Source organism: Arthrobacter oryzae (genome assembly GCF_030812315.1).
Classification (GTDB): Bacteria; Actinomycetota; Actinomycetes; order Actinomycetales; family Micrococcaceae; genus Arthrobacter; species Arthrobacter oryzae_B.
In genome coordinates this window covers 125,487-145,605 of the sequence record NZ_JAUSSM010000005.1, presented here as the reverse complement: position 1 = coordinate 145,605, position 20,119 = coordinate 125,487, and the positions used below count along the sequence as shown (strand labels likewise).

Here is a 20,119-nt window from a genome sequence, read left to right as displayed (position 1 = left end):
CACTCCGAAAAGTTCAGTGAGTCTTTCATAACTGGGATTGCCCCGTTAGTCTCGTGGGGTGACTACCGAACCCGCCGCCCCCGCGCGCCCCCAAACAGCCATTGACGCCGTCGCCGACGCCTATACAGATACCCTTATCAGGCTCGACCCCAGCCTTGCCACGACACTCGGTGTGCCGGGCAGCGAGACTGAATTCCAGGACTTCTCACCGGCCGGAATCGAAGAGTTCATCGCGGCGGCCAAGGAAACGCTCAGTGCCCTTGACGGGCTGGAGCCGGCAGACGACGTCGACGCCGTCACGCTGGACGCCATGCGTGAACGGCTGGGGCTGCAACTGGAAATCCACGAATCCGGCTGGGATGCCGCGGACCTGAACAACATTTCCTCGCCGGCACAGGACATCCGCGCCATCTTTGACCTGATGCCCACCGATTCCGCGGAACACTGGGAGCACATCGCCGGCCGTGCCCACAGTGTCCCCGGAGCGATCGACGGCTACATCGCGTCGCTGCGGTCCGCCAAGGAGCTGGGGAAGGTCTCGGCTGCGCGGCAGGTGTCGATCGTCGTCGAACAAAGCACCAAGTACGCCGCCGAGGACGGCTTTTTTGCCAAAATGGCCGCCGGCGCAAAGACCAAGGAGGGCCCGCTTTCCGAGGAACTTCAGGCAAAGCTCGACGACGGCGCTGCCGCGGCCCGCGCGGCCTACACGAAGCTGGCGGACTTCCTGTCCACAGAACTGCTGCCCGCAGCCCCTGACAAGGATGCCGTGGGCAGGGACCGATATGCGCTGGCATCCCGGGAATTCCTCGGTGCGACTGTGGACCTCGACGAGACCTACGCCTGGGGCGTCCAGGAACTTGAACGGCTCATTGCCGAACAGGAACACGTGGCCGCCGAAATCCGCCCCGGGGCGTCGGTGAAGGAAGCCAAGGAGATCCTGAACAGCGATCCCGCACGTCAGCTCGAGGGCACTGACGCGCTCAAGGCCTGGATGCAGGGCCTGTCGGACAGGGCTGTGGCGGACCTCGCCGGCGTGCACTTCGAGATTCCGGACATCATGAAGACCCTGGAATGCCTGATCGCCCCAACCGATGAGGGCGGCATCTACTACACGGGACCCTCCGACGACTTCACACGGCCCGGCCGGATGTGGTGGTCGGTCCCCGCCGGTGAGGACACCTTCACCACCTGGGCCGAGACCACCACGGTGTTCCACGAAGGCGTCCCCGGGCATCACCTCCAGATCGCCACGGCAATCTACCGCCGCGAACTGCTGAACAAGTGGCGCCGCAACGTGTGCTGGACGTCGGGGCACGGCGAAGGTTGGGCTCTCTACGCCGAGAAACTGATGCAGGAGCTGGGCTACCTGCAGGACCCGGGCGACCATATGGGCATGCTGGACATGCAGCGCATGCGTGCCGCGCGCGTGGTGTTCGACATCGGCGTCCACCTGGAGCTGGAGGTTCCGGAACGCTGGGGCAGCGGAACCTGGACGCCGGACAAGGGCTACGACTTCCTGAAGGAGAACCTGGCGATCAGCGAGGGCCAGCTCAACTTCGAGTTCGCCCGTTACCTGGGCTGGCCGGGCCAGGCGCCGTCCTACAAGGTGGGCCAGCGGCTGTGGGAGCAGATCCGCGCCGACCTCGAAGCCCGCCCCGGATTCGACCTCAAGGAGTTCCATACCAAGGCCTTGAACATCGGCTCGGTCGGACTCGATACCCTCAAGCGGGCATTGCTGGGTTAGGGCCTGATGGCTGGCTGCAGCGGCGTGGCCGCCCAGCCGCGAGATGTTTGCCACATGCCCGCCGGGAATAACTTCATAAATGTGCCTAATTACGCCGTTCTATAGGGAATTGCGAGGCGCGCATCGATTTTATTCCCGTAACATTTCTCAACGTGCGTTCGTGGTGGTATGAACCATCCGCCTAGCGTGTTCGGGTGAGCACTCAAACCAGCACCCCCTCCCCCGCAGGAAACACCGGCTTCCGGCTGCCCAAATGGGCCGGTTCGTTCGGCTTCCAGATCATCGCCGCCCTGATCGTGGGCCTGGGCCTTGGCCTCCTGGCCAAATACACGGGCAGCACCAAGGCGAGCCCCAATGCCCTCGGCGCAACCCTGCAGACCATCGGCTCGAGCTACGTCTCGCTGCTGCAGACCGCCGTGGTGCCCCTCATCTTCACCGCCGTCGTCAGTTCCATATCGAACCTCCGGCAGGTATCCAACGCCGCGAAGCTGGCCTGGAACACTCTGCTCTGGTTCGCCATCACGTCCCTGATCGCCGTGCTGATCGGCATCGGCCTGGGTGTGCTGCTGCAGCCCGGTGCCAGCACCGGCATCACCCAGGAAGCCAAGTACGCCGGCAAATCCGGTGACTGGTGGGCCTTCCTCACCGGCCTCTTCCCCAAGAACTTCCTGGGCCTGGGCGCCAGCACCACCGTCACCGAGGGCGTGGCCACCACCGCCGTCAGCTTCAACGTCCTGCAGATCCTGGTGATCGCGATCGCCGTCGGCGTGGCTGCCCTGAAGGTGGGCAAGGCCGCCGAGCCGTTCCTGAACCTCAACGCGTCCGCCCTCGCGGTCATCCAGAAGGTCCTGTGGTGGATCATCCGGATCGCACCACTGGGCACGGTGGGCCTCATCGGAAACGCCGTGGCCGTCTACGGCTGGGACACCATCGGTTCACTGGGCAAGTTCACGTTCGCCATCTACGTCGGCCTGGCCCTGGTCCTGTTCGCGGTCTACCCGATCCTGGTCCGCACCCACGGGCTGTCCGTCAAACAGTACTTCTCCGGCGTGTGGCCTGCCGTGCAGCTGGCCTTCGTCTCCCGCTCCTCCGTGGGCACCCTGCCGCTGACCCAGCGCGTAACCGAGCGCAGCCTGGGCGTCCCCCGCGCCTACGCCTCCTTCGCCGTGCCGCTGGGCGCCACCACCAAGATGGACGGCTGCGCCGCGATCTACCCGGCCATCTCCGCGATCTTCGTGGCCCAGTTCTTCGGCATCCAGCTGGATTTCAGCCAGTACCTGCTGATCGCCCTCGTCTCGGTGCTGGGCTCCGCCGCGACCGCCGGAACCACCGGCGCCGTCGTGATGCTGACTCTGACCCTCTCCACGCTGGGACTGCCGCTGGCCGGTGTCGGCCTCCTGCTGGCGATCGACCCGATCCTCGACATGGGCCGCACCGCGGTCAACGTCGCCGGACAGGCGCTCGTCCCCACGATCGTCGCGAAGCGCCAGGGCATCCTGGACGAGGCACTGTATAACGCCCCTCGCAACGGTGACCCTTTCGTGGACGACGACGCAGCAACCGATCCGGCTACCGATCCGACGGCGGCCGCTTCGGCTCCCGTCACTGGACGGGAAGAACGCGAGCTGGCAGACGCGAAGGCGTAACCGCTTTGACCCGGTGGCTACGCGCCGCCTACCAACGCGGCAGTCCCCCGGCAACGTACCGGGGGACTGCCGCGTTAAGCCAGCTTCCTGTGACGGCCCGCGGCACTAGCGGCCTCCGCCGCCAATCACACCCTGCTCAACGGCCTTGGTGACAGCGTCCGCTTCGGCCTGGGTGAGTTTGCCATCCGCCACCGCCTTGTCCAGCCGGGCCTTGAGGGCTGCGGCGCGCTCTGACTGAGCGTCGTTGCGCAACTCCTCAAAGGCTGCCGTGACCTTTGCCTCGTCGATGCCGAGGGATTCCGCGAGGGATTTGGCCAGTGCAGCTTCCATGGCCGCACGGTCCGGCTTCGTACCCTCGGCAGGACGCGCGGACGGCTTGTTTGCTTCACGGAATGACTTCAGCGCTTCAGTGACCTTTGCCTCGTCGACACCGAGCTTGGCGGCGAGCTCCGATGCCCGCACACCTCCTCCGTGCCCGTGCCCGTGCCGGCCACCCATGTGGCCGCGGTCGTGACCGCCGGTGCGGGTGTCAGCCGATGCGCTGGCTGACGGTGTGGGCGTCGGCGTGGTCGCGGCCGACGCAATTCCGCTGACACCGATCCCGGCTCCAACGACCAGGGCAGCGGCGCCCAGGCCGAGGCCCAACTTCTTTCTGCTAGACATGGCACGTCTCCTCGATCTGCCGCGGGAACACGGCTGCTTTCCGGTGGTAGCTACAGTTCGCCTACCTTCCATAAGGCTGCGGCATCGGCATAAGGATGAGCTGTCATGAAGCTGTTAGGAAGCTGTGAATCCCCCTAGGCAGAAACTTGCACAGAGTGTAAAAATGCACGTAGTGTAAGGGCATGCCCAAAACCCAGACCGGGACCGGCACCCCGGCGTCTTCGCCGACTTCTCGCCGTGAACTCAATAAGGCCGCAACCCGTCAGGCCATCAGCGACGCCGCCCTGCAGCTCCTGCGCAGCAAAGGACCTGGGAACTTCACCGTCGAGGACATTGCCGATGCCGCCGCCATCTCCCGCCGCACCTTCTTCAACTACTTCAGCAGCACCGAGGCGGCCCTGGCCTCAGTTACCCACGGATTCCTGGACAACGCCCTGGCGCAGTTCCGGCTGAGGCCCGCCGACGAACCGATCATTGAATCGGCGCGGGCGGCACTGGTGCAGTTGGCCGACCCCATGACGGTTGCCCCCATGGCCGAGCTGTACAGCCTGGCGCAGTCGAATCCCCAGCTGAACCGCTCCGAACTTGAAGCCTGGGACCACTGCACCGAACAAATCATCGAAGCGGCCCGGGAGCGCTTCGCCCGGACCTCCGGCACCGAACTCGACGAGCTTTACCTCCGCGCGCTGGCCGGTTCCGTGATCTCCTGCGGAAAGGCCGCCATGGACGTCTGGTTCGCACAGTGCGGCGCCGACCTTTCGGCCAAGTCGCTTTCAACACTCCGTCAACTCCTGATCGATGCCATGGGCCTCCTCGGCTCAGGTTTCATGCCCACCGCCAACCTCTCCACAGATCGGCACTGACATGGCCCTCTTCCTCTACCGCCTCGGCAAGTTCTCGTACCGCCGCCGCTGGCTGGTCATTTCCCTCTGGTTGGCCGTGCTTGTCGCCGTGGGCGGGTCTGCCGCTGCCTTCCACGGCACCATGTCAAACAACTTCCAGATCCCTGGCACCGAAACCCAGCAGATGGCGGACAAGCTCAAGAAGGAGATCCCCAATGCCTCCGGCGGCTCGGCCACCATCGTCTTCGAGGCACGGGACGCCCAGTTCAGCCAGGTCGGCAAAGATGCAGTCTCCGCCGCACTGACCAAGCTCAAGACCCTTCCCGACGTGCAGGGAACAGTGGATCCGTTTGCGACGCAGGCGCAGCTTGACCAGGCGGCCGCCGACCTCGCCGCCGGTGAGCAGCAGGCAGCAGAGGGCAAGGCACGGCTGGACCAGGCCGCAGCCGAGCTGGCTGCGGGCAAGGCGCAGCTTGAGGCCGCGGAACAGCAGATGACGGCCGCCGGCATGCCCGCCGCCGCGATCGAGGCGCAGCTGGGGCAGCAAAAGGCAGCCCTCGCGGAGGGCCAGGCAAAGCTCGACGCCGGCACCCGGGAACTGGAGGCGGGCGCGGCAAGGCTTGCGACGGGCAAGCGCCAGCTGGAGGCATCCCGGGGAATGCGGTTCGTGTCGGAGGACGGCAAGGCCGCCGTCGCCCAGGTGCAGTTCAAGACTTCCATTAATGGGCTGACCCCCGAGACCCGCCAGCAGGTCCAGGACATCGCCGGCGAGACATCCTCCGCCGGTGTCACGGCCTTGGCCAGCAAGGACATCACCGAAGATATCTCCGAGCTCTTCGGCATCTCCGAAATCCTCGGTATCGCCATCGCCGCCCTGGTGCTCATCGTGATGCTGGGTACCCTGATCGCCGCGGGGCTTCCGCTGCTGATGGCCGTGGTGGGCGTGGCTGTCGGTGTGGGCGGCACGATGGCCCTCAGCGGCGTCGTGGACATGAGCTCCATCTCCCCCATGCTGGCGCTCATGCTCGGCCTCGCGGTAGGAATCGACTACTCACTGTTCATCGTCAACCGGCACCGCAGCCAGCTGCTGACCGGCATGGATGCTGAGGAGTCCGTGGCCCTGGCAACCGGAACGTCGGGCAACGCTGTGATGTTTGCAGGCCTGACTGTCATCATCGCACTGGCCGCCCTGGTGGTTCCGGGACTGCCGTTCCTGGCAGTTATGGGCCTGTCCGCCGCCGCGACGGTGGCCGTCGCCGTCGTCGTGGCGCTGACCCTCACCCCGGCGGTGCTGTCGCTGGTTGGCCGGAGACTGATCTCCAAGCGGGCCTGGGCCAAGGCCGAGCGGCACAACGCAGCCCCCGGGCACGAAACCGAGGACCGGGCCAGGGAAGAACACCGCAGCAGCCACGGATGGGGCGGCCTGGTCACCCGGCACCCTGTAATGGCGCTGCTCGCAGGTGTGGCGCTGCTGGGTGTCCTGGCGCTGCCCGCCGGCCAGCTCCGCCTGGCGCTTCCCGACGGCGGTTCGGAGCCGGTGGAGTCCCAGGCCTTCAAGGCCTACGATGTCACCGGCCGCAGCTTCGGCGCAGGCATGACCGGCCCCATCGTGGTGGTGGGCGATTTCCCCGCCGGGCTCACCGACGAGGAAGCCCTGGCCAAGCAGCTCGACGTCGCGGACATCCTCCGCGGGGTGGATAACGTCACCGCCGCTGTCCCGGTTGCCCTTAGCGAGGACCGCCGCACCGCGGTGTTCCAAGTGATTCCGAAGGAAGGCCCGGCAAGTGCCAGCACGGTAAAGGTGGTCTCGGAACTGCGGGCTAGAAACGCCGAAATCCGGGACGCCACGGGCGTTGGCATCGGCCTCACCGGCCAGACGGCCGGCAACGTGGACGTCTCCACCAAACTCGGCGATGCCCTGCCTCCGTACCTGGCCATCGTCGTGGGATTGTCCCTGATTCTACTGCTGCTTGTTTTCCGCTCCATTGTGGTGCCGCTGCTCGCCACCGGCGGCTTCCTGCTGTCGCTCGCTGCGGCCTTTGGCGCCGTGGTGGCCGTCTACCAGTGGGGCTGGTTGGGGACGGTGTTCGGCGTCGAAAATCCGGGCGCCGTGCTGAGCTTCCTGCCCATCATCCTGATCGGCGTGCTGTTCGGACTGGCCATGGACTACCAGGTGTTCATCACGTCCGGAATGCGCGAATCGTTCATGCACGGGGAGTCAGCCAGGCATGCCGTCCGCAGCGGCTTCAGCCATGCCTCCGCCGTGGTTACCGCGGCCGCCATCATCATGGTCAGCGTGTTTGCCGGCTTCATCTTTTCGCACCTGAACATGGTCCGGCCCCTCGGCTTCGCCATGGCCTTCGGTGTGCTGGTGGATGCCTTCGTGGTCCGCATGACGATCGTCCCGGCCGTGATGTACCTGCTGGGAGGCAAGGCATGGTGGCTGCCGCGCTGGCTGGACCGCATCCTGCCCGACGTGGATGTGGAAGGCGCGAAGCTCCGCAAGGATGCGCCGGCCGCGGTCTCCCCCGCCGGGGCAGAACCGGAAGAGGTCGGCGCACGCTGACAGAACTCCTCGAGTCCCTCCGGGCTATGACATTTTATGGACTCTCCCGGACCGGTCTGGGCACACTGCCGCCCGGGCGACGAGACCCAGCGACCTACGACAATAAGGCCCACCGCCAACCGCGCAGAAGGGAACTAGGCTGGAGCGGTGACCCGCCTCATTCTTGCTTCCCAGTCCCCCGCCCGCACCAAACTGCTGAGCCACGCCGGCATCCGGCACGAGATCCTGGTCTCCGACGTGGACGAAGACGCCGTCCAGGCCCGCTACGGCGTGACGGACCCGCACGACACCGCCCTGCTGCTGGCACGCGCCAAGGCCGAGGCCGTCGCCTCGCTGCCCGACGCGGAAGGAGCCCTGGTACTCGGCTGCGATTCCGTCTTCGAGTTCGACGGCGAGGCGCACGGAAAGCCGTACACGGCGGAGGTGGCAAGGGAACGGATGCTGCGCATGAGCGGCAGGATGGGCGTGCTGCACACCGGCCACTGGCTGGTGGACTGCCGCGACACCAATCCCGACTCGTCGGAGAACAGCGACGGCACGGGCGCCGGTTCCGGCGCGACGCTGGGCTCCGTGACGTCCGCCGAGGTCCACTTCATGGAGATGAGCAGCGAGGAGATCGAGGCCTACATCGCCACAGGTGAGCCGCTCCAGTGCGCCGGCTCCTTCACGATCGACGGCTACGGCGGGGCCTTCATCCGTAAGGTCGACGGCGACCCCCACACCGTCGTCGGACTCTCCATATCCACCCTCCGCGGCCTGCTGGGCCAGGCGCAGGTGGGCATCACAGAGCTATGGACCGGTGGTGCCGTTGACCCCGCGGAAGTCCGGGCTGAGTGAACCAATTCGCAACTCTTTGTAGCTTCCCTACAAAGGTTAGGAGCTTTACGCGCGGAATCCGCAAGTAATATCGGCGGAACCCTCAAAATCGCGCTAGGCTCCCTGAAGGAAAGAAGGAGACGCCTTGTCAGCAAATTCGGAGCAGTCCGCAAGTCCAGAGCAGTCCGCCGCCCCAAGCCACGCAGGAGCCGCCCTGACGAGCTCCAAGCGGCTGAGCAAAGTCCTGATCGCCAACCGCGGTGAAATCGCCGTGCGCATCATCCGCGCCGCCCGCGACGAAGGCATCACATCGGTGGCCGTCTACGCCGACCCGGACCGCGATGCCCTGCACGTGCGCCTGGCGGACGAAGCCTACGCGCTTGGTGGCAACACCGCCGCCGAGTCCTACCTGGTCATGGAAAAGCTCATCGAGGTGGCCCACCAGTGCGGCGCGGACGCCATCCACCCCGGCTACGGCTTCCTGGCTGAAAACGCACAGTTCGCGGCCATGGTCATCGGGGCCGGCATCACCTGGATCGGACCCTCCCCGGAGGCGATCTCCGCCCTCGGTGACAAGGTCCAGGCACGTCACATCGCTGAAAAGGTGGGTGCACCGCAGGTCCCCGGCACCGCCGATCCGGTGGAGTCCGCCGAAGAGATCCTCGAATTCGTGGACAAGTTCGGCCTTCCCGTGGCCATCAAGGCTGCCTTCGGCGGCGGCGGCCGCGGCATCAAGGTAGCCCGCACCCGTGAAGAAATCCCCGAACTCTTCGAATCCGCAGTCCGTGAGGCTGTCGCTGCCTTTGGCCGCGGTGAATGCTTCATCGAGCGATTCCTGGACGCACCCCGGCACGTCGAAACCCAGTGCCTCGCCGACGCCTACGGCAACGTCGTGGTGGTTTCCACCCGAGACTGCTCACTGCAGCGGCGCAACCAGAAGCTCGTGGAGGAGGCGCCTGCGCCGTTCCTCACCGAAGAGCAGAACCGGCGCCTTTACGAGTCCTCCAAGGCCATCCTTAAAGAGGCAGGCTACCTCGGCGCGGGAACGTGCGAATTCCTGGTGGGCCAGGACGGCACCATCTCCTTCCTCGAGGTCAACACCCGCCTCCAGGTGGAGCACTGCGTCTCCGAGGAAGTCACCGGAATCGACCTCGTCCGCGAACAGTTCCGGCTGGCCCGCGGCGAGAAGCTGGGCTACGACGATCCCGAGGTGCGCGGACACTCGATCGAGTTCCGCATCACCGGTGAAGACCCGGGCCGCAACTTCATGCCGGCTCCCGGCACCATCACCACGCTGAAAAACCCCACCGGCCCCGGAGTCAGGATCGACTCCGGGGTGGAGCAGGGCGACGTCATCAGCGGCAACTTCGACTCGATGCTCTCCAAGCTGATCGTCACCGGCGCAACCCGTGAGCAGGCATTGCAGCGCTCCCGCCGCGCCCTGGAGGAGATGGTGGTGGAGGGCATCCCCACCGTCATCCCCTTCGACCTCGCCGTCGTCACCAATCCCGACTTCGCCCCCGCCGAGGGGCCGTTTAAAGTCCACACCCGCTGGATCGAAACGGCGTTCGTCAACGACATTCCCGCCTGGACCCCCACCGGCACCGACGTTGAAACGTCCGACGCCGGCGATCGCCAGCGCGTCGTCGTCGAGGTGGGCGGCAAACGCCTGGAGGTGGTGCTGCCGGCATCGCTCGGCTCATTCAACACCGGAGGCGGTTCCGCCAAGCCGGCCAAGGCGAAGAAGCGCTCCCGTTCCGGCGGGGCGGCTGCTGCCGGCGGCGGCAACGCGCTCACCTCACCCATGCAAGGCACCATCGTCAAGGTGGCCGTCGCCGAAGGCGCCGTTGTTGCCGAAGGTGATCTCGTCGTCGTGCTCGAGGCGATGAAGATGGAGCAGCCACTCACGGCGCACCGGGCGGGCACCATCACGGGCCTCGCTGCCGTCGCCGGGGCAACGGTTTCCGCCGGTGCAGTGATCGCGACGATCGAGGACTGATCCCCGCGGAGGTTCCCCCGCCGCAGCACAGCATTGCCCACCGCCCCCGGCGCGCCCATGGCGCCCGGGGGCGGCTACATGCAGACTTAGCGTGTGAAGCCATTTCTACTGCTTGCATCGCGCGCTGAGGACAAGGCCGCCGAGGAAGAATACGAGGCCTACCTGCGCTATGGCGGGCTCGAACCCGCGCAGCTGCGGCGCATCCGGATGGAAGCCGCACCCCTGCCCGAGCTGGATCTCTCCGACTACTCAGGGGTGATCGTCGGCGGCAGCCCCTTCACGTCCAGCGACCCGGCGGACCACAAAAGCGCAGCCCAGCACCGGGTGGAGCGTGAGCTGGCCCTGCTGCTGGACCGCATTGTGCCCGCCGATTTCCCGTTCCTCGGAGCCTGCTACGGGGTCGGCACGCTGGGCCTGCACCAGGGCGCGGTGATCGACCGGACCTACGGCGAGGGGCTGGGCGGCACCACCATCAAGCTGACCGCCGAAGGCCTGCAGGATCCTGTCCTTCGCGGGCTGCCGGAGAGCTTCACGGCCTTCACCGGCCACAAGGAAGCCTGCACCGTCCTCCCCTCCCACGCCGTGCTCCTGGCCAGCTCAGCAGCCTGCCCGGTTCACATGTTCCGGATCAGGACCAACCTGTACGCCACCCAGTTCCACCCGGAGCTCGACGCGGACGGGCTGGTCACCAGGATCGACATCTACCGCCATGCCGGCTACTTCCCGCCGGAATCGGCCGAAATCCTGATGGAGAACGCGCGGCAGTTCACCGCGACTGAACCAATGAAGATCCTGGGCAATTTCGTGGAGCGCTACGCGCGGTAGCCGCCGGATACAACAAATGCCCGGCACCTCCGTGAAGGAGTGCCGGGCATTTGTTGTGAAAGGCGAAACGGGTCAGGCGACGTTGTTCTCGTAGTCCAGGTCCCGCGTTTCCTTGCTCAGGAACAGCGCAACCAGGGTCAGGACCGCCATGACGGTCAAGTAAATGCCCACGAGGACCGGGCTGCCGTCAGCCTGTTCCCAGAGGGCGACGGCGATGAACGGCGCCACAGCCGCACCCAGGATGCTGGACACGTTGTAGCTGACAGCAGAGCCGGTGTAACGGACGTTGGTCGGAAACAGTTCCGGCAGCAACGCACCCATCGGCCCGAAGGTGAGCCCCATCAGGGAGAAGCCGATGACCAGCAGTGCCATGGTGCCCACGAAGCCGCCGCTGAACAGCGGGACGAACAGCAGGCCGAAGACAAAGATTCCACCGGTCACGGCCAGCAGCATCTTGCGGCGGCCGTACTTCTCCGCCAGCGGACCGGAGACGAGGGTGAAGATTCCGAAGAACACGACGCCGGCGATCAGCATCCAGAGGAAGTCGTTGCGGGTGAAGCCCAGTCCTGGAACGAACGCCGCGGCGGCTGCCTCGGTCATGGGCTTGCCCGCCTTCTCCGCAGCTGCCTTGGCGGCGTCCAGGCTGGCCGGGCGCGTGCCGTAGGTCAGCGTGAACGTGGTCATCAGGTAGAAGAGCACGTACGTAGCAAGCATGATGAACGTGCCCAGGATGAGCGGGCGGGAGCTCGTCTTGAAGACCCGGGCAAGCGGCAGCTTGGCCACTTCGTTGGATTCGAGCACCTTGGTGAACGCCGGCGTTTCAATGAGCTTGAGGCGGACGTACAGGCCAATGATCACCATGACGGCGCTCAGCAGGAACGGTACGCGCCAGCCCCACGCTTCGAAGGCGGCCGGGGAAAGGACGTAGCTGGCCACCAGGAAGATCACGTTGGCAATGATGAAGCCGATGGGCGCTCCGAGCTGCGGGAACGTCCCATAGATAGCCCGCTTGTTGGCGGGGGCGTTCTCCGTGGCCAGGAGGGCCGCGCCGCTCCATTCGCCGCCGAGCGCGAGGCCCTGGGCGAAGCGCATGACCACCAGGAGGGCAGGGGCCCAGAAGCCCCAGCCCGGAACGAGCGCTGTAGGAAGGCAACCAATCAGGAACGTGGCAATGCCCATGGTCAGCAGCGAGGCCACCAGGGTGCCCTTGCGGCCGAATTTGTCCCCGAAGTGGCCGAAGACGATGGACCCCAGCGGACGGGCAATGAACGCGACGCCAAACACTGCGAAGGAGCTCAGCAGCTGGGTGGTTTCATTCTGTCCCGGGAAGAATAGCCTGGGGAACACCAGTACGGCGGCCGTGGCGTAGACATAGAAGTCGTAGAACTCCACAGTAGTGCCGATCAGGCTGGCGACGATCACGCGCCCGCGCGAGTTAACCTGCTTGGCTGACCCCGGTTGCGGTGAAGTGGCAGTGGATGACATGTAGTAACACTTTCGTGAGAACCGGGCGTTCATCCCCACAAGGCTGCCCGGCTAACGGATACATAGGTCTCAATAATAGTTCCGGTAGTCCATCGACTGGACAAAGGCGTCCATCATCCGGACTTTTGAAATTGTCTCACTAACGGCGCCTCACGCCGTCACAAAGGTCACGATAGGCAAACTTCACAGCACGTTAACAAACGGCGACGCTTCACGAAACGCGCCGTCTCTACCTTGGAAGGACAACAAACCCCAAAGGAGGTAAACCGTGACTGTTGACCGCAACGCAGATGCCGGAGCCGGCAATTCCCCTGAGACTGGCTCCGAGCCTTGGCACGGAAGTGTTGCCACTTCGTCCAGCGGACAGCCCGGCACTACCCGCACCACTGACGCCCCCGCCCTTGAAGTCCGTCCCGGCCGCTGGATCGCCAACTGGGATGCCGAGAACAAGGAGCAGTGGGAATCCCAGGGCCGTTCCATCGCCCGGCGCAACCTGAACTGGTCCATCTTCGCCGAATTCCTCGGCTTTGTCGTCTGGCAGCTGTGGTCCATCGTGGTGGTCCAGCTCCCCGCGGCCGGCTTTACGTTCTCCACCTCTGAAATCTTCTGGCTGATCTCCATGCCCAGCCTGGTGGGTGCCACACTCCGCATCCCCTACACGTTCATGGTCCCGAAGTTCGGCGGCCGGAACTGGACCATCGTGTCCGCGCTGCTGCTCCTCATTCCCTCCATCGGCCTGGGTCTCTGCGTCTCCAACCCTGAAACCCCGTTCGGTGTCATGCTGCTGGTGGCGGCCCTTGCAGGCTTCGGCGGCGGAAACTTCGCCAGCTCCATGGCCAACATCACGTTCTTCTACCCGGCCCGTGAAAAGGGCTGGGCCCTGGGCCTGAACGCCGCCGGCGGCAACATGGGTGCCGCCGTCGCACAGCTCGCTGTTCCGATCGTGATCACCCTCCTCGCCGTTGGCACCGTCAACCTGCCCCTGGCCGGCTGGATGTGGGTCCCCTTCATCCTGATCGCCGCCTTCGGCGCCTACAAATACATGGACAACCTCACCAGCGCCAAGGGTGACGTGGCCGGCTCGATCGCAGCGCTCAAGGAACCGCACCTGTGGATCATGGCACTGCTGTACATCGGCACCTTCGGTTCCTTCATCGGCTTCGCCGGTGTGTTCCCCAAGCTCATCAAGGACTACTTCCCGGCTTTCTCCTCCATCGGAGTGGGCACGGTGGCCCTGTCCCTGGCGTTCCTCGGCCCGCTGGTCGGCTCGCTGGCCCGCCCCTACGGCGGACGCATGGCGGACCGGATGGGCGGCGCCCGCATGACCGTTGCCGCTTTCGCCTCCATGGCAGTCATTACGCTCACCATGATCTGGACCCTTCCTCTGAAGAACTTCTGGCTCTTCCTGGTCCTGTTCCTGATGCTCTTCACGGCCAGTGGCTTCGGAAACGGCGCCACGTACAGGATGATCCCGGTCATCTTCGCCACCAACAGCCGTGCAGCACGCAAGGGCGCCAGCTCGGTGCAAACCCAGCGCCTGGCCTCCTCTGCCCTCGGACTGATCTCGGCCATCGGCGCCTACGGCGGGTTCGTTATCCCGCAGATGCTGAACGCTTCCAACACGGCCAGCGGCTCCTACACTCCCGCTTTCTACGGCTTCGTCGGGGCATACGTCCTGATGCTGGTGGTCTGCTGGGCCTGCTACATCCGCAACGCCAACCGAAATGCGATGGGACACGTCTAACATGACCAAAAGCGCCGATACGCACTGCCCCTACTGCGCCTTGCAGTGCGCCATGACGCTGAAGTCTCCAGCGGCTCTGACCCCGGCTGTCCAGCCGGGGTCAGACCCCGTGCCGGCTCCATCCGCTCCAAACGTTTCCGCCGCAGCTGCAGCTGCCGGCGGCCCGGCAACTGCGCCCGTCCTGGAAGTTTCCGGGCGTGACTTCCCCACCAACCGCGGCGGACTGTGCCGCAAGGGCTGGACGTCCGCCTCGCTGCTGAGCCACCCCGGACGCGTCACCGAGCCCATGCTGAAGGGCTCCGACGGCGTCCACCGCCCCGTCAGCTGGGATGATGCCCTGAAGCTCATCACGGCGGCAGTCAAGGACACCCGCGCCCGCTACGGGAAGGACGCCGTCGGCGTATTCGGTGGCGGCGGCCTCACCAATGAGAAGGCCTACATGCTGGGCAAGTTCGCCCGCCTGGCCCTGGGCACGTCCCGGATCGACTACAACGGCCGGTTCTGCATGTCCTCCGCAGCCGCCGCAGGCATGAGGGCCTTCGGCGTCGACCGCGGCCTGCCGTTTCCGCTGGAAGACCTCGACGGAGCCAGCACCATCCTGATGCTCGGCTCCAACGTCGCCGAGACGATGCCGCCCTTCGTGCAGCACCTCCAGGGAGCGCGCGACGCCGGCGGGCTGATAGTGGTGGATCCGCGCCGCTCCGCCACGGCCGCGTTCACGTCCGACGGCGGCGGCCTGCACCTCCAGCCCCTGCCGGGCACCGACCTCACCCTCCTCCTCGGTCTGTCGCACGTGGTCATCCACGAAGGCCTTGCAGACACCGAATTCATCCAGGCGCGCACCAGCGGCTTCGAAGCCCTGGCCCGCAGCGTCAACGCCTTCTGGCCCGAACGCGTCCAGTCCCTGACCGGCGTACCCGCGGACCTGATCCGCGAGACGGCCCGCCGGCTTGCCCACGGCGCCACCCAGGGCGGAAGCTACATCCTGACGGGCCGCGGCGTGGAGCAGCATGTGGACGGAACGGACACCGCCACCGCCGCCATCAACCTGAGCCTGCTGCTCGGGCTGCCCGGCTCTGCACGCAGCGGCTACGGCACGCTCACCGGCCAGGGCAACGGCCAGGGCGGCCGCGAGCACGGCCAGAAGGCCGATCAGCTCCCCGGCTACCGCAAAATCACGGACCCCGCCGCCCGCGCGCACATGGCGAAGGTGTGGGGCGTGCCGGAATCCCTGATTCCCGGCCCCGGTCTCCCCGCCGTCCAGCTCCTGAAATCCCTCGGACAGCCCGACGGCGTCCGCTGCCTCTTCGTGCATGCCTCGAACATCGCGGTGGCCTCCCCCGATGCCAATGCCGTCATTGACGGGCTCCGAAGCCTGGACTTCCTGGTGGTCTGCGATTTCTTCGTCTCAGAGACAGCGGCCGAGGCCGACCTCATTTTGCCGGTGCTCCAGTGGGCTGAGGAGGAGGGCACGCTGACCAACCTCGAGGGACGTGTCCTGCGCCGCCGCCGCGCCCTCCAGCCGCCGGCCGGCGCCCGCAGCGAACTCTGGATCATGGCGCGGCTCGCGGAAGCCCTCGAGGCTCCGTCAACCTACAGCGAGGATCCCGAGACGGTCTTCGAGGAACTGCGCCTGGCCTCCGCCGGCGGCCTGGCTGACTACTCCGGCATCGACTACGCCATGCTGGACCGCGGCGAAGCGGCCTACTGGCCGTACCCCGTGGGCAGCAGCGGCACGCCGCGGCTCTTCCTCGACGGGTTTGCCCACGCCGACGGCAAGGCGGTCATGACCCCGGTGGCGCCGCGCCGCCGTCGTACTCCCGCACCCCCCGCCCGGGATATCAGCCGGGACATTGCAAACCAGGGCGCCAAGTCCATGACGCTCATCACCGGCCGCCTGCTGGAGCACTACCAGTCCGGGTCGCAGACCCGCCGCGTGTCCGAGCTGCTGGCTTCGCAGCCGGAGGCGAAGCTGCAGATCCACCCAGCGGCCGCTGCGTCCATGGGCGTCACCGACGGTTCGTTCGTCTCAGTGGCCAACGAGCGCGGCGAGGTGGTCTGCCGGGCCGAGCTCAGCACGGCGATCCGGCCCGAGACGGTCTTCCTGCCGTTCCACTTCCCGGAGCTCGAGAGCGCCAACCGCCTGACGGAGGCCGCCACCGACCCCATTTCCGGGATGCCCGAGTTCAAATTCAACAAGGTGTGGGTGCGGGTGGCCGCAAAAGGACTTCAGCACAGCGTTCTTCAGACATCGGAGGCCTCATGAGTGAGCAGATTGTAATTGTTGGCTTTGGTCCGGTCGCCGCGCGGCTGATCGATGAGCTGCTGCCCGCAGTGCGCAGCGGACTCGCCCGCCTCACAGTGATCGGCGAGGAAGACGACGCCGCGTACAACCGCGTGCTGGTGGCCGACGTCGGCGTGGGGCGGACGACGGCTTCAGCGCTGGCGCTGTCCGACGCCGCCGCGTTGATCGCCGACGGCGTGGACGTCCGGCTCGGCGTCCGCGTCCGCCGGGTGGACCGGGCCCGCCAGCAGGTGGTCCTCACCGACGGCACAACGCCGCACTACGACCGTCTGGTGTTCGCCACCGGTTCGCGTCCCGTGATCCCCAATCTGACCGGCCTCAACCCGGACCCGGCCCACCCCGTCCTGCCCGCCGGCGTGACCGCGTTGCGTGACCTGCGCGACGCCGAAGTTCTCCTCCAGGCCGTCTCCGGCGGCAAGCGCGTGGTGGTGCTGGGCGGCGGCGTCCTTGGACTCGAAACGGCCCTGGCCGCAGCCGAGGAAGGCGCCACGGTGACCGTGGTCCACAACGGCCCGCATCCGCTGGGCCGGAACATCGACCGCGGCGGCGGCGCGGTGCTCGCCGCCAGCATGCGCAACTGCGGCGTCCGCATGGCCGGCAACGCGCGCTCCACGGGGGTCGAACACAATGCTCCCGACGGCGGTTTCTCCGCCCTGCTGCTCGATGACGGTTCGGCGATCGACGGCGACCTGCTGGTGCTGTCCTGCGGCGTCCGTCCGCGCGTGGAGCTCGCCGAGGGCTGCGGCCTGTCCACTGCCACGGGCATCCTGGTGGACCACAAGCTGCGGGCACACCACGAGCCGCACATCTTCGCGATCGGCGACTGCGCCGAGGTCCGCTGCCCCGATCCCTCCTGCAGCGATTGCCGGGCAGCACGCGGTCCGTCCGGTTTGGTGGGCCCGGGCTGGCGCCAGGCGGAGTGGCTGGCGGAGTACCTGACGCTCCTCGCCGGGGAAACCGTTGACAGCGCCGGCGGGGGTTCGCACGAAGGCGATTCCGTGGACGCTGCCGAGTCCCTGCCTGAGCTGCCCACGGAGAAACCGGGCGTCATCGTCCTCAAGGCCCGCGGCATGAACATGGCAGTGGCCGGCGACAACGCAGCGGAACCGTGGGATGAAGAAGTGCTCACCGCCGGTGCCGTCAACGGGCGCCCGCGGCTGCAGATTGCGCAGTGGGCAGATCCGGAACACGGGCGCTACGTCAAGATGACCACGCGGGGCGGCGTCCTGGAAGGCCTCGTGGCCGTGGGCATGCCGCGAACGGCCGCGGAGCTCGTCTCCCTTTTCGAGCGTGGCGACGAGCTGCCCGCCGACAGGTCGCTGCTGCTGCGCCTGGACGGACCGGACCAGCTGGCCGCCCCCGGCAACAGCGACCCCGAGCGCACCGTGTGCCGGTGCGCCGGTGTCTCCGGCACGAAGATCCAGGACGCCGTTGTTGACGGCTGCTCCACGGTGGCCGAGGTGTCCGGCGCCACCCGCGCGGGCACCGGCTGCGGCGGCTGCCACTCCGACATCAAGGACATCATCGAAAAACACTTCCAGGCGGCAGCGGCCGCCTAACCTGATGTGACGCTGGGCCCGGCAAATTCAATGCAACCCGGGCCCTGGCCGCTCAGCCGTTCCCGGGCCCGCCGCCTAGTCGGTCGCCGGCCTGTTCATGGGCGGGTGGATGTGGCGTTCCGTGGCCGTAAAAAGCGACGCCGGCGCCCCGGCTGCCGCTTTGGACTTCCGCCCGGTGTCGTGCAGGTGGGGCAGCATCTTGCGGGTGAAATTTCCTGCTGCGAGGCGCGTGTTCCAGGTCGCCTCATAGACGGTGCGAAGCTGCGTCATGGTGAACTCTTCCGGCACAAGCCGGGCGGCAACTGTGGTGTATTCCAACTTCCCCGAAAGCCGTTCCAGGCCATCGCGGAGGATTGAGGAATGGTCGAACGCCATCGGGCTATCCACCACCGCGTGGACGGGGTGCCACCCGGCGGCCGCCGCGTCTGACCCGGCCGACAATGCAGGCAGGGTCTGGCCGTCAGTGGCCAGCAGGGCCAAATGGGCAACGGAGACCACCCGAATGCGCGGATCGCGGTCCGGGTCGCTGTAGGTGGCCAGCTGCTCTACATGCACGGGCAACCGGCCCAGATCCAAGCCCGTTTCCTCTTCCAGTTCACGGAAGGCCGCCTGCTCTGCCGACTCGCGTGGACCGACGAACCCACCGGGCAGGGCCAGTCCGCCCATGAACGGGTGGACACCGCGGCGGACAAGGGCTGAGTGCAGCACTCCCGCCGCGACCGCGAGAACCACCAAGTCCACCGTCAGGGCAACGGACGGGTAATCCTTTGGCGTGTAGGCGTTGAGGTATTCCTGCTCGCCCTTCGGGGTCCTGCTCATACCGCTGCCCCTTCCAGGACGGTGCGGGTGGCCCACGGCGGTGAGGTGAAACAGTGCCGCTGGGCCAGGATCGCATCAATGACTTCAATGGCGGTGCGCATCCGCCGGTCCGGGTCCCCCGTGAGCAGGATCCACGAGTGCCCTTCCTCAGTGAGGGTCTCCTTGAACCATTCGGTCATCTCGGATCGGCGGTGTTCGCCCTCGCGCCAGCCGTCGTCTTCGAACTCAACGCCCTCGTGATCGGTGAGCAGATAAAGGTCGCGACGGGGCAGGCGGGCAGCGGCGGCAAAGGAGCCAAAGCTGCGTTCGCCCAGATAGTAGCGTTCCCAGAGCGTTGTGGCCAGGGCGTCGGTGTCCGCAATGACGAGCGGACAGGTATCGGCGGCGGCGTTCTCCATCCCGTTCTGTCGGTTGCCGATGACTCCGAAATCAGCCGCGGTCCAGACCATGTCCTCCAGCCTTGCGTCCGGTTGGTTGGCGCGCAGGGCGTCGAACTTCTCGTAGGTGTACTGCCGGCCGAATTCGGGTACCTCGGCGATGCTCGGGAATCGGGGCCGGTAGTAATCGGTAAGTGCCCTTGCCAAGGTTGTTGTGCCGGTTGATTCGGCACCGACGACGATGATGCGGGTGCACATCTGCAGCCGGGCAGGGGCGATGATGCTGGGCCAGGCAGCCGTGAGGTCGTCACGGCATAACGTCCCGCTGACCGGGTATGTGGACCGCGCCGGGTCCACCAGGATGTGTTCCGCATCGAAGGCGACAGCCAGGCGGGATCCGTAGTCCTCGGAGCTGAAGACAGCGTCAATGGCAGCTACGCCGTGCGTCTTCAGCGCAAGGCGCATTAGCTCGCTCTGGGCCTTCCAGATCTCGTCGGACGCGTAGTCCTCGGGGCAATCATTTCGCATGCCGATGATCTGTACCCCGGCGTCGCCGGAGAATTCTTCCTCGAGCCACCGCGTCCGCTCCGCGACGTCCACGGATTCGAACCTGCTGCCCAGGACCAGGACCGAAACCCGCTCCGCCTGTGCAGCTGCCGTCGCGATGAGGTGGGCATGTCCGGCATGGGGCGGGTAGAACTTTCCGATGACCATGGCGTTCTTGTACAT

General features: G+C 66.4%; 14 protein-coding genes. 10 read left to right on the top strand and 4 right to left on the bottom strand.

All coding sequences use genetic code 11. From position 1 onward, the window contains the following. The first annotated feature begins 58 nt into the window (after positions 1–58). Both J2S97_RS11785 and J2S97_RS11780 read left to right on the top strand, forming a co-directional pair. Positions 59–1,744, top strand: coding sequence for a DUF885 domain-containing protein (locus J2S97_RS11785; RefSeq protein WP_307049580.1), 1,686 nt, complete (start codon positions 59–61; stop codon positions 1,742–1,744). Positions 1,745–1,938: 194 nt separating this feature from the next. Further along, positions 1,939–3,390, top strand: a complete 1,452-nt coding sequence (locus J2S97_RS11780; protein ID WP_307049578.1) for a dicarboxylate/amino acid:cation symporter — start codon at positions 1,939–1,941, stop codon at positions 3,388–3,390. A gap of 105 nt (positions 3,391–3,495) precedes the next feature. Here J2S97_RS11780 and J2S97_RS11775 read toward each other — a convergent pair whose 3' ends face one another. After that, positions 3,496–4,053, bottom strand: a complete 558-nt coding sequence (locus J2S97_RS11775; RefSeq protein ID WP_307049576.1) for a hypothetical protein — start codon at positions 4,051–4,053, stop codon at positions 3,496–3,498. 182 nt (positions 4,054–4,235) lie between these two features. Here J2S97_RS11775 and J2S97_RS11770 point away from each other — a divergent pair, with 182 nt between their 5' ends. The 5 genes from J2S97_RS11770 to J2S97_RS11750 all read left to right on the top strand — a co-directional run bounded on the left by J2S97_RS11770 (position 4,236) and on the right by J2S97_RS11750 (position 11,101). Then, entirely contained in the window at positions 4,236–4,916 is a 681-nt protein-coding gene (locus J2S97_RS11770) for a TetR/AcrR family transcriptional regulator (protein ID WP_307049574.1), read from the top strand. 1 nt (position 4,917) lies between these two features. Next, entirely contained in the window at positions 4,918–7,461 is a 2,544-nt protein-coding gene (locus J2S97_RS11765) for an MMPL family transporter (RefSeq protein WP_307049572.1), read from the top strand. Between the two features lie 147 nt (positions 7,462–7,608). Beyond that, entirely contained in the window at positions 7,609–8,298 is a 690-nt protein-coding gene (locus J2S97_RS11760) for a Maf family protein (protein WP_307049569.1), read from the top strand. Positions 8,299–8,422: 124 nt separating this feature from the next. Beyond that, the gene (locus J2S97_RS11755) at positions 8,423–10,276 is read left to right on the top strand and encodes an acetyl/propionyl/methylcrotonyl-CoA carboxylase subunit alpha (protein ID WP_373460548.1); all 1,854 of its coding nucleotides are present in this window, start codon (positions 8,423–8,425) and stop codon (positions 10,274–10,276) included. 93 nt (positions 10,277–10,369) lie between these two features. Next, a complete protein-coding gene (locus J2S97_RS11750; protein WP_307049567.1) occupies positions 10,370–11,101 on the top strand; it encodes a glutamine amidotransferase in 732 nt (243 codons plus the stop codon). A gap of 72 nt (positions 11,102–11,173) precedes the next feature. Here J2S97_RS11750 and J2S97_RS11745 read toward each other — a convergent pair whose 3' ends face one another. Beyond that, positions 11,174–12,586, bottom strand: coding sequence for an MFS transporter (locus tag J2S97_RS11745; protein ID WP_307049565.1), 1,413 nt, complete (start codon positions 12,584–12,586; stop codon positions 11,174–11,176). Positions 12,587–12,854: 268 nt separating this feature from the next. Between J2S97_RS11745 and J2S97_RS11740 the strand changes: the two genes are divergently transcribed. Genes J2S97_RS11740 through J2S97_RS11730 form a run of 3 tightly spaced genes read left to right on the top strand, consistent with a single transcriptional unit; the run spans position 12,855 to position 18,194 of the window. Next, positions 12,855–14,330, top strand: a complete 1,476-nt coding sequence (locus tag J2S97_RS11740; protein WP_307049563.1) for an MFS transporter — start codon at positions 12,855–12,857, stop codon at positions 14,328–14,330. A gap of 1 nt (position 14,331) precedes the next feature. Then, the gene (locus J2S97_RS11735) at positions 14,332–16,596 is read left to right on the top strand and encodes a molybdopterin oxidoreductase family protein (protein WP_307049561.1); all 2,265 of its coding nucleotides are present in this window, start codon (positions 14,332–14,334) and stop codon (positions 16,594–16,596) included. Further along, complete coding sequence (locus J2S97_RS11730) at positions 16,593–18,194, top strand: FAD-dependent oxidoreductase (protein WP_307049559.1); 1,602 nt, start codon at positions 16,593–16,595, stop codon at positions 18,192–18,194. Before J2S97_RS11735 ends, J2S97_RS11730 begins: the two co-directional genes overlap by 4 nt. Before the next feature lie 75 nt (positions 18,195–18,269). Here the strand turns inward: J2S97_RS11730 and J2S97_RS11725 are convergent, their stop codons facing one another. Beyond that, the gene (locus J2S97_RS11725) at positions 18,270–19,013 is read right to left on the bottom strand and encodes an NUDIX hydrolase (protein ID WP_307049557.1); all 744 of its coding nucleotides are present in this window, start codon (positions 19,011–19,013) and stop codon (positions 18,270–18,272) included. Further along, positions 19,010–20,119, bottom strand: a complete 1,110-nt coding sequence (locus J2S97_RS11720; RefSeq protein WP_307049555.1) for an AAA family ATPase — start codon at positions 20,117–20,119, stop codon at positions 19,010–19,012. The genes J2S97_RS11725 and J2S97_RS11720 overlap by 4 nt, the downstream gene beginning before the upstream one ends.

What these genes read in the sequence shown, in the direction of transcription:
- J2S97_RS11775 (WP_307049576.1), bottom strand. Translation starts at nt 4,053, where the DNA reads ATGTCTAGCAGAAAGAAGTTGGGCCTCGGCCTGGGCGCCGCTGCCCTG.
- J2S97_RS11770 (WP_307049574.1), top strand. Translation starts at nt 4,236, where the DNA reads ATGCCCAAAACCCAGACCGGGACCGGCACCCCGGCGTCTTCGCCGACT.
- J2S97_RS11765 (WP_307049572.1), top strand. Translation starts at nt 4,918, where the DNA reads ATGGCCCTCTTCCTCTACCGCCTCGGCAAGTTCTCGTACCGCCGCCGC.
- J2S97_RS11745 (WP_307049565.1), bottom strand. Translation starts at nt 12,586, where the DNA reads ATGTCATCCACTGCCACTTCACCGCAACCGGGGTCAGCCAAGCAGGTT.
- J2S97_RS11735 (WP_307049561.1), top strand. Translation starts at nt 14,332, where the DNA reads ATGACCAAAAGCGCCGATACGCACTGCCCCTACTGCGCCTTGCAGTGC.
- J2S97_RS11730 (WP_307049559.1), top strand. Translation starts at nt 16,593, where the DNA reads ATGAGTGAGCAGATTGTAATTGTTGGCTTTGGTCCGGTCGCCGCGCGG.
- J2S97_RS11725 (WP_307049557.1), bottom strand. Translation starts at nt 19,013, where the DNA reads ATGAGCAGGACCCCGAAGGGCGAGCAGGAATACCTCAACGCCTACACG.
- J2S97_RS11720 (WP_307049555.1), bottom strand. Translation starts at nt 20,119, where the DNA reads ATGTACAAGAACGCCATGGTCATCGGAAAGTTCTACCCGCCCCATGCC.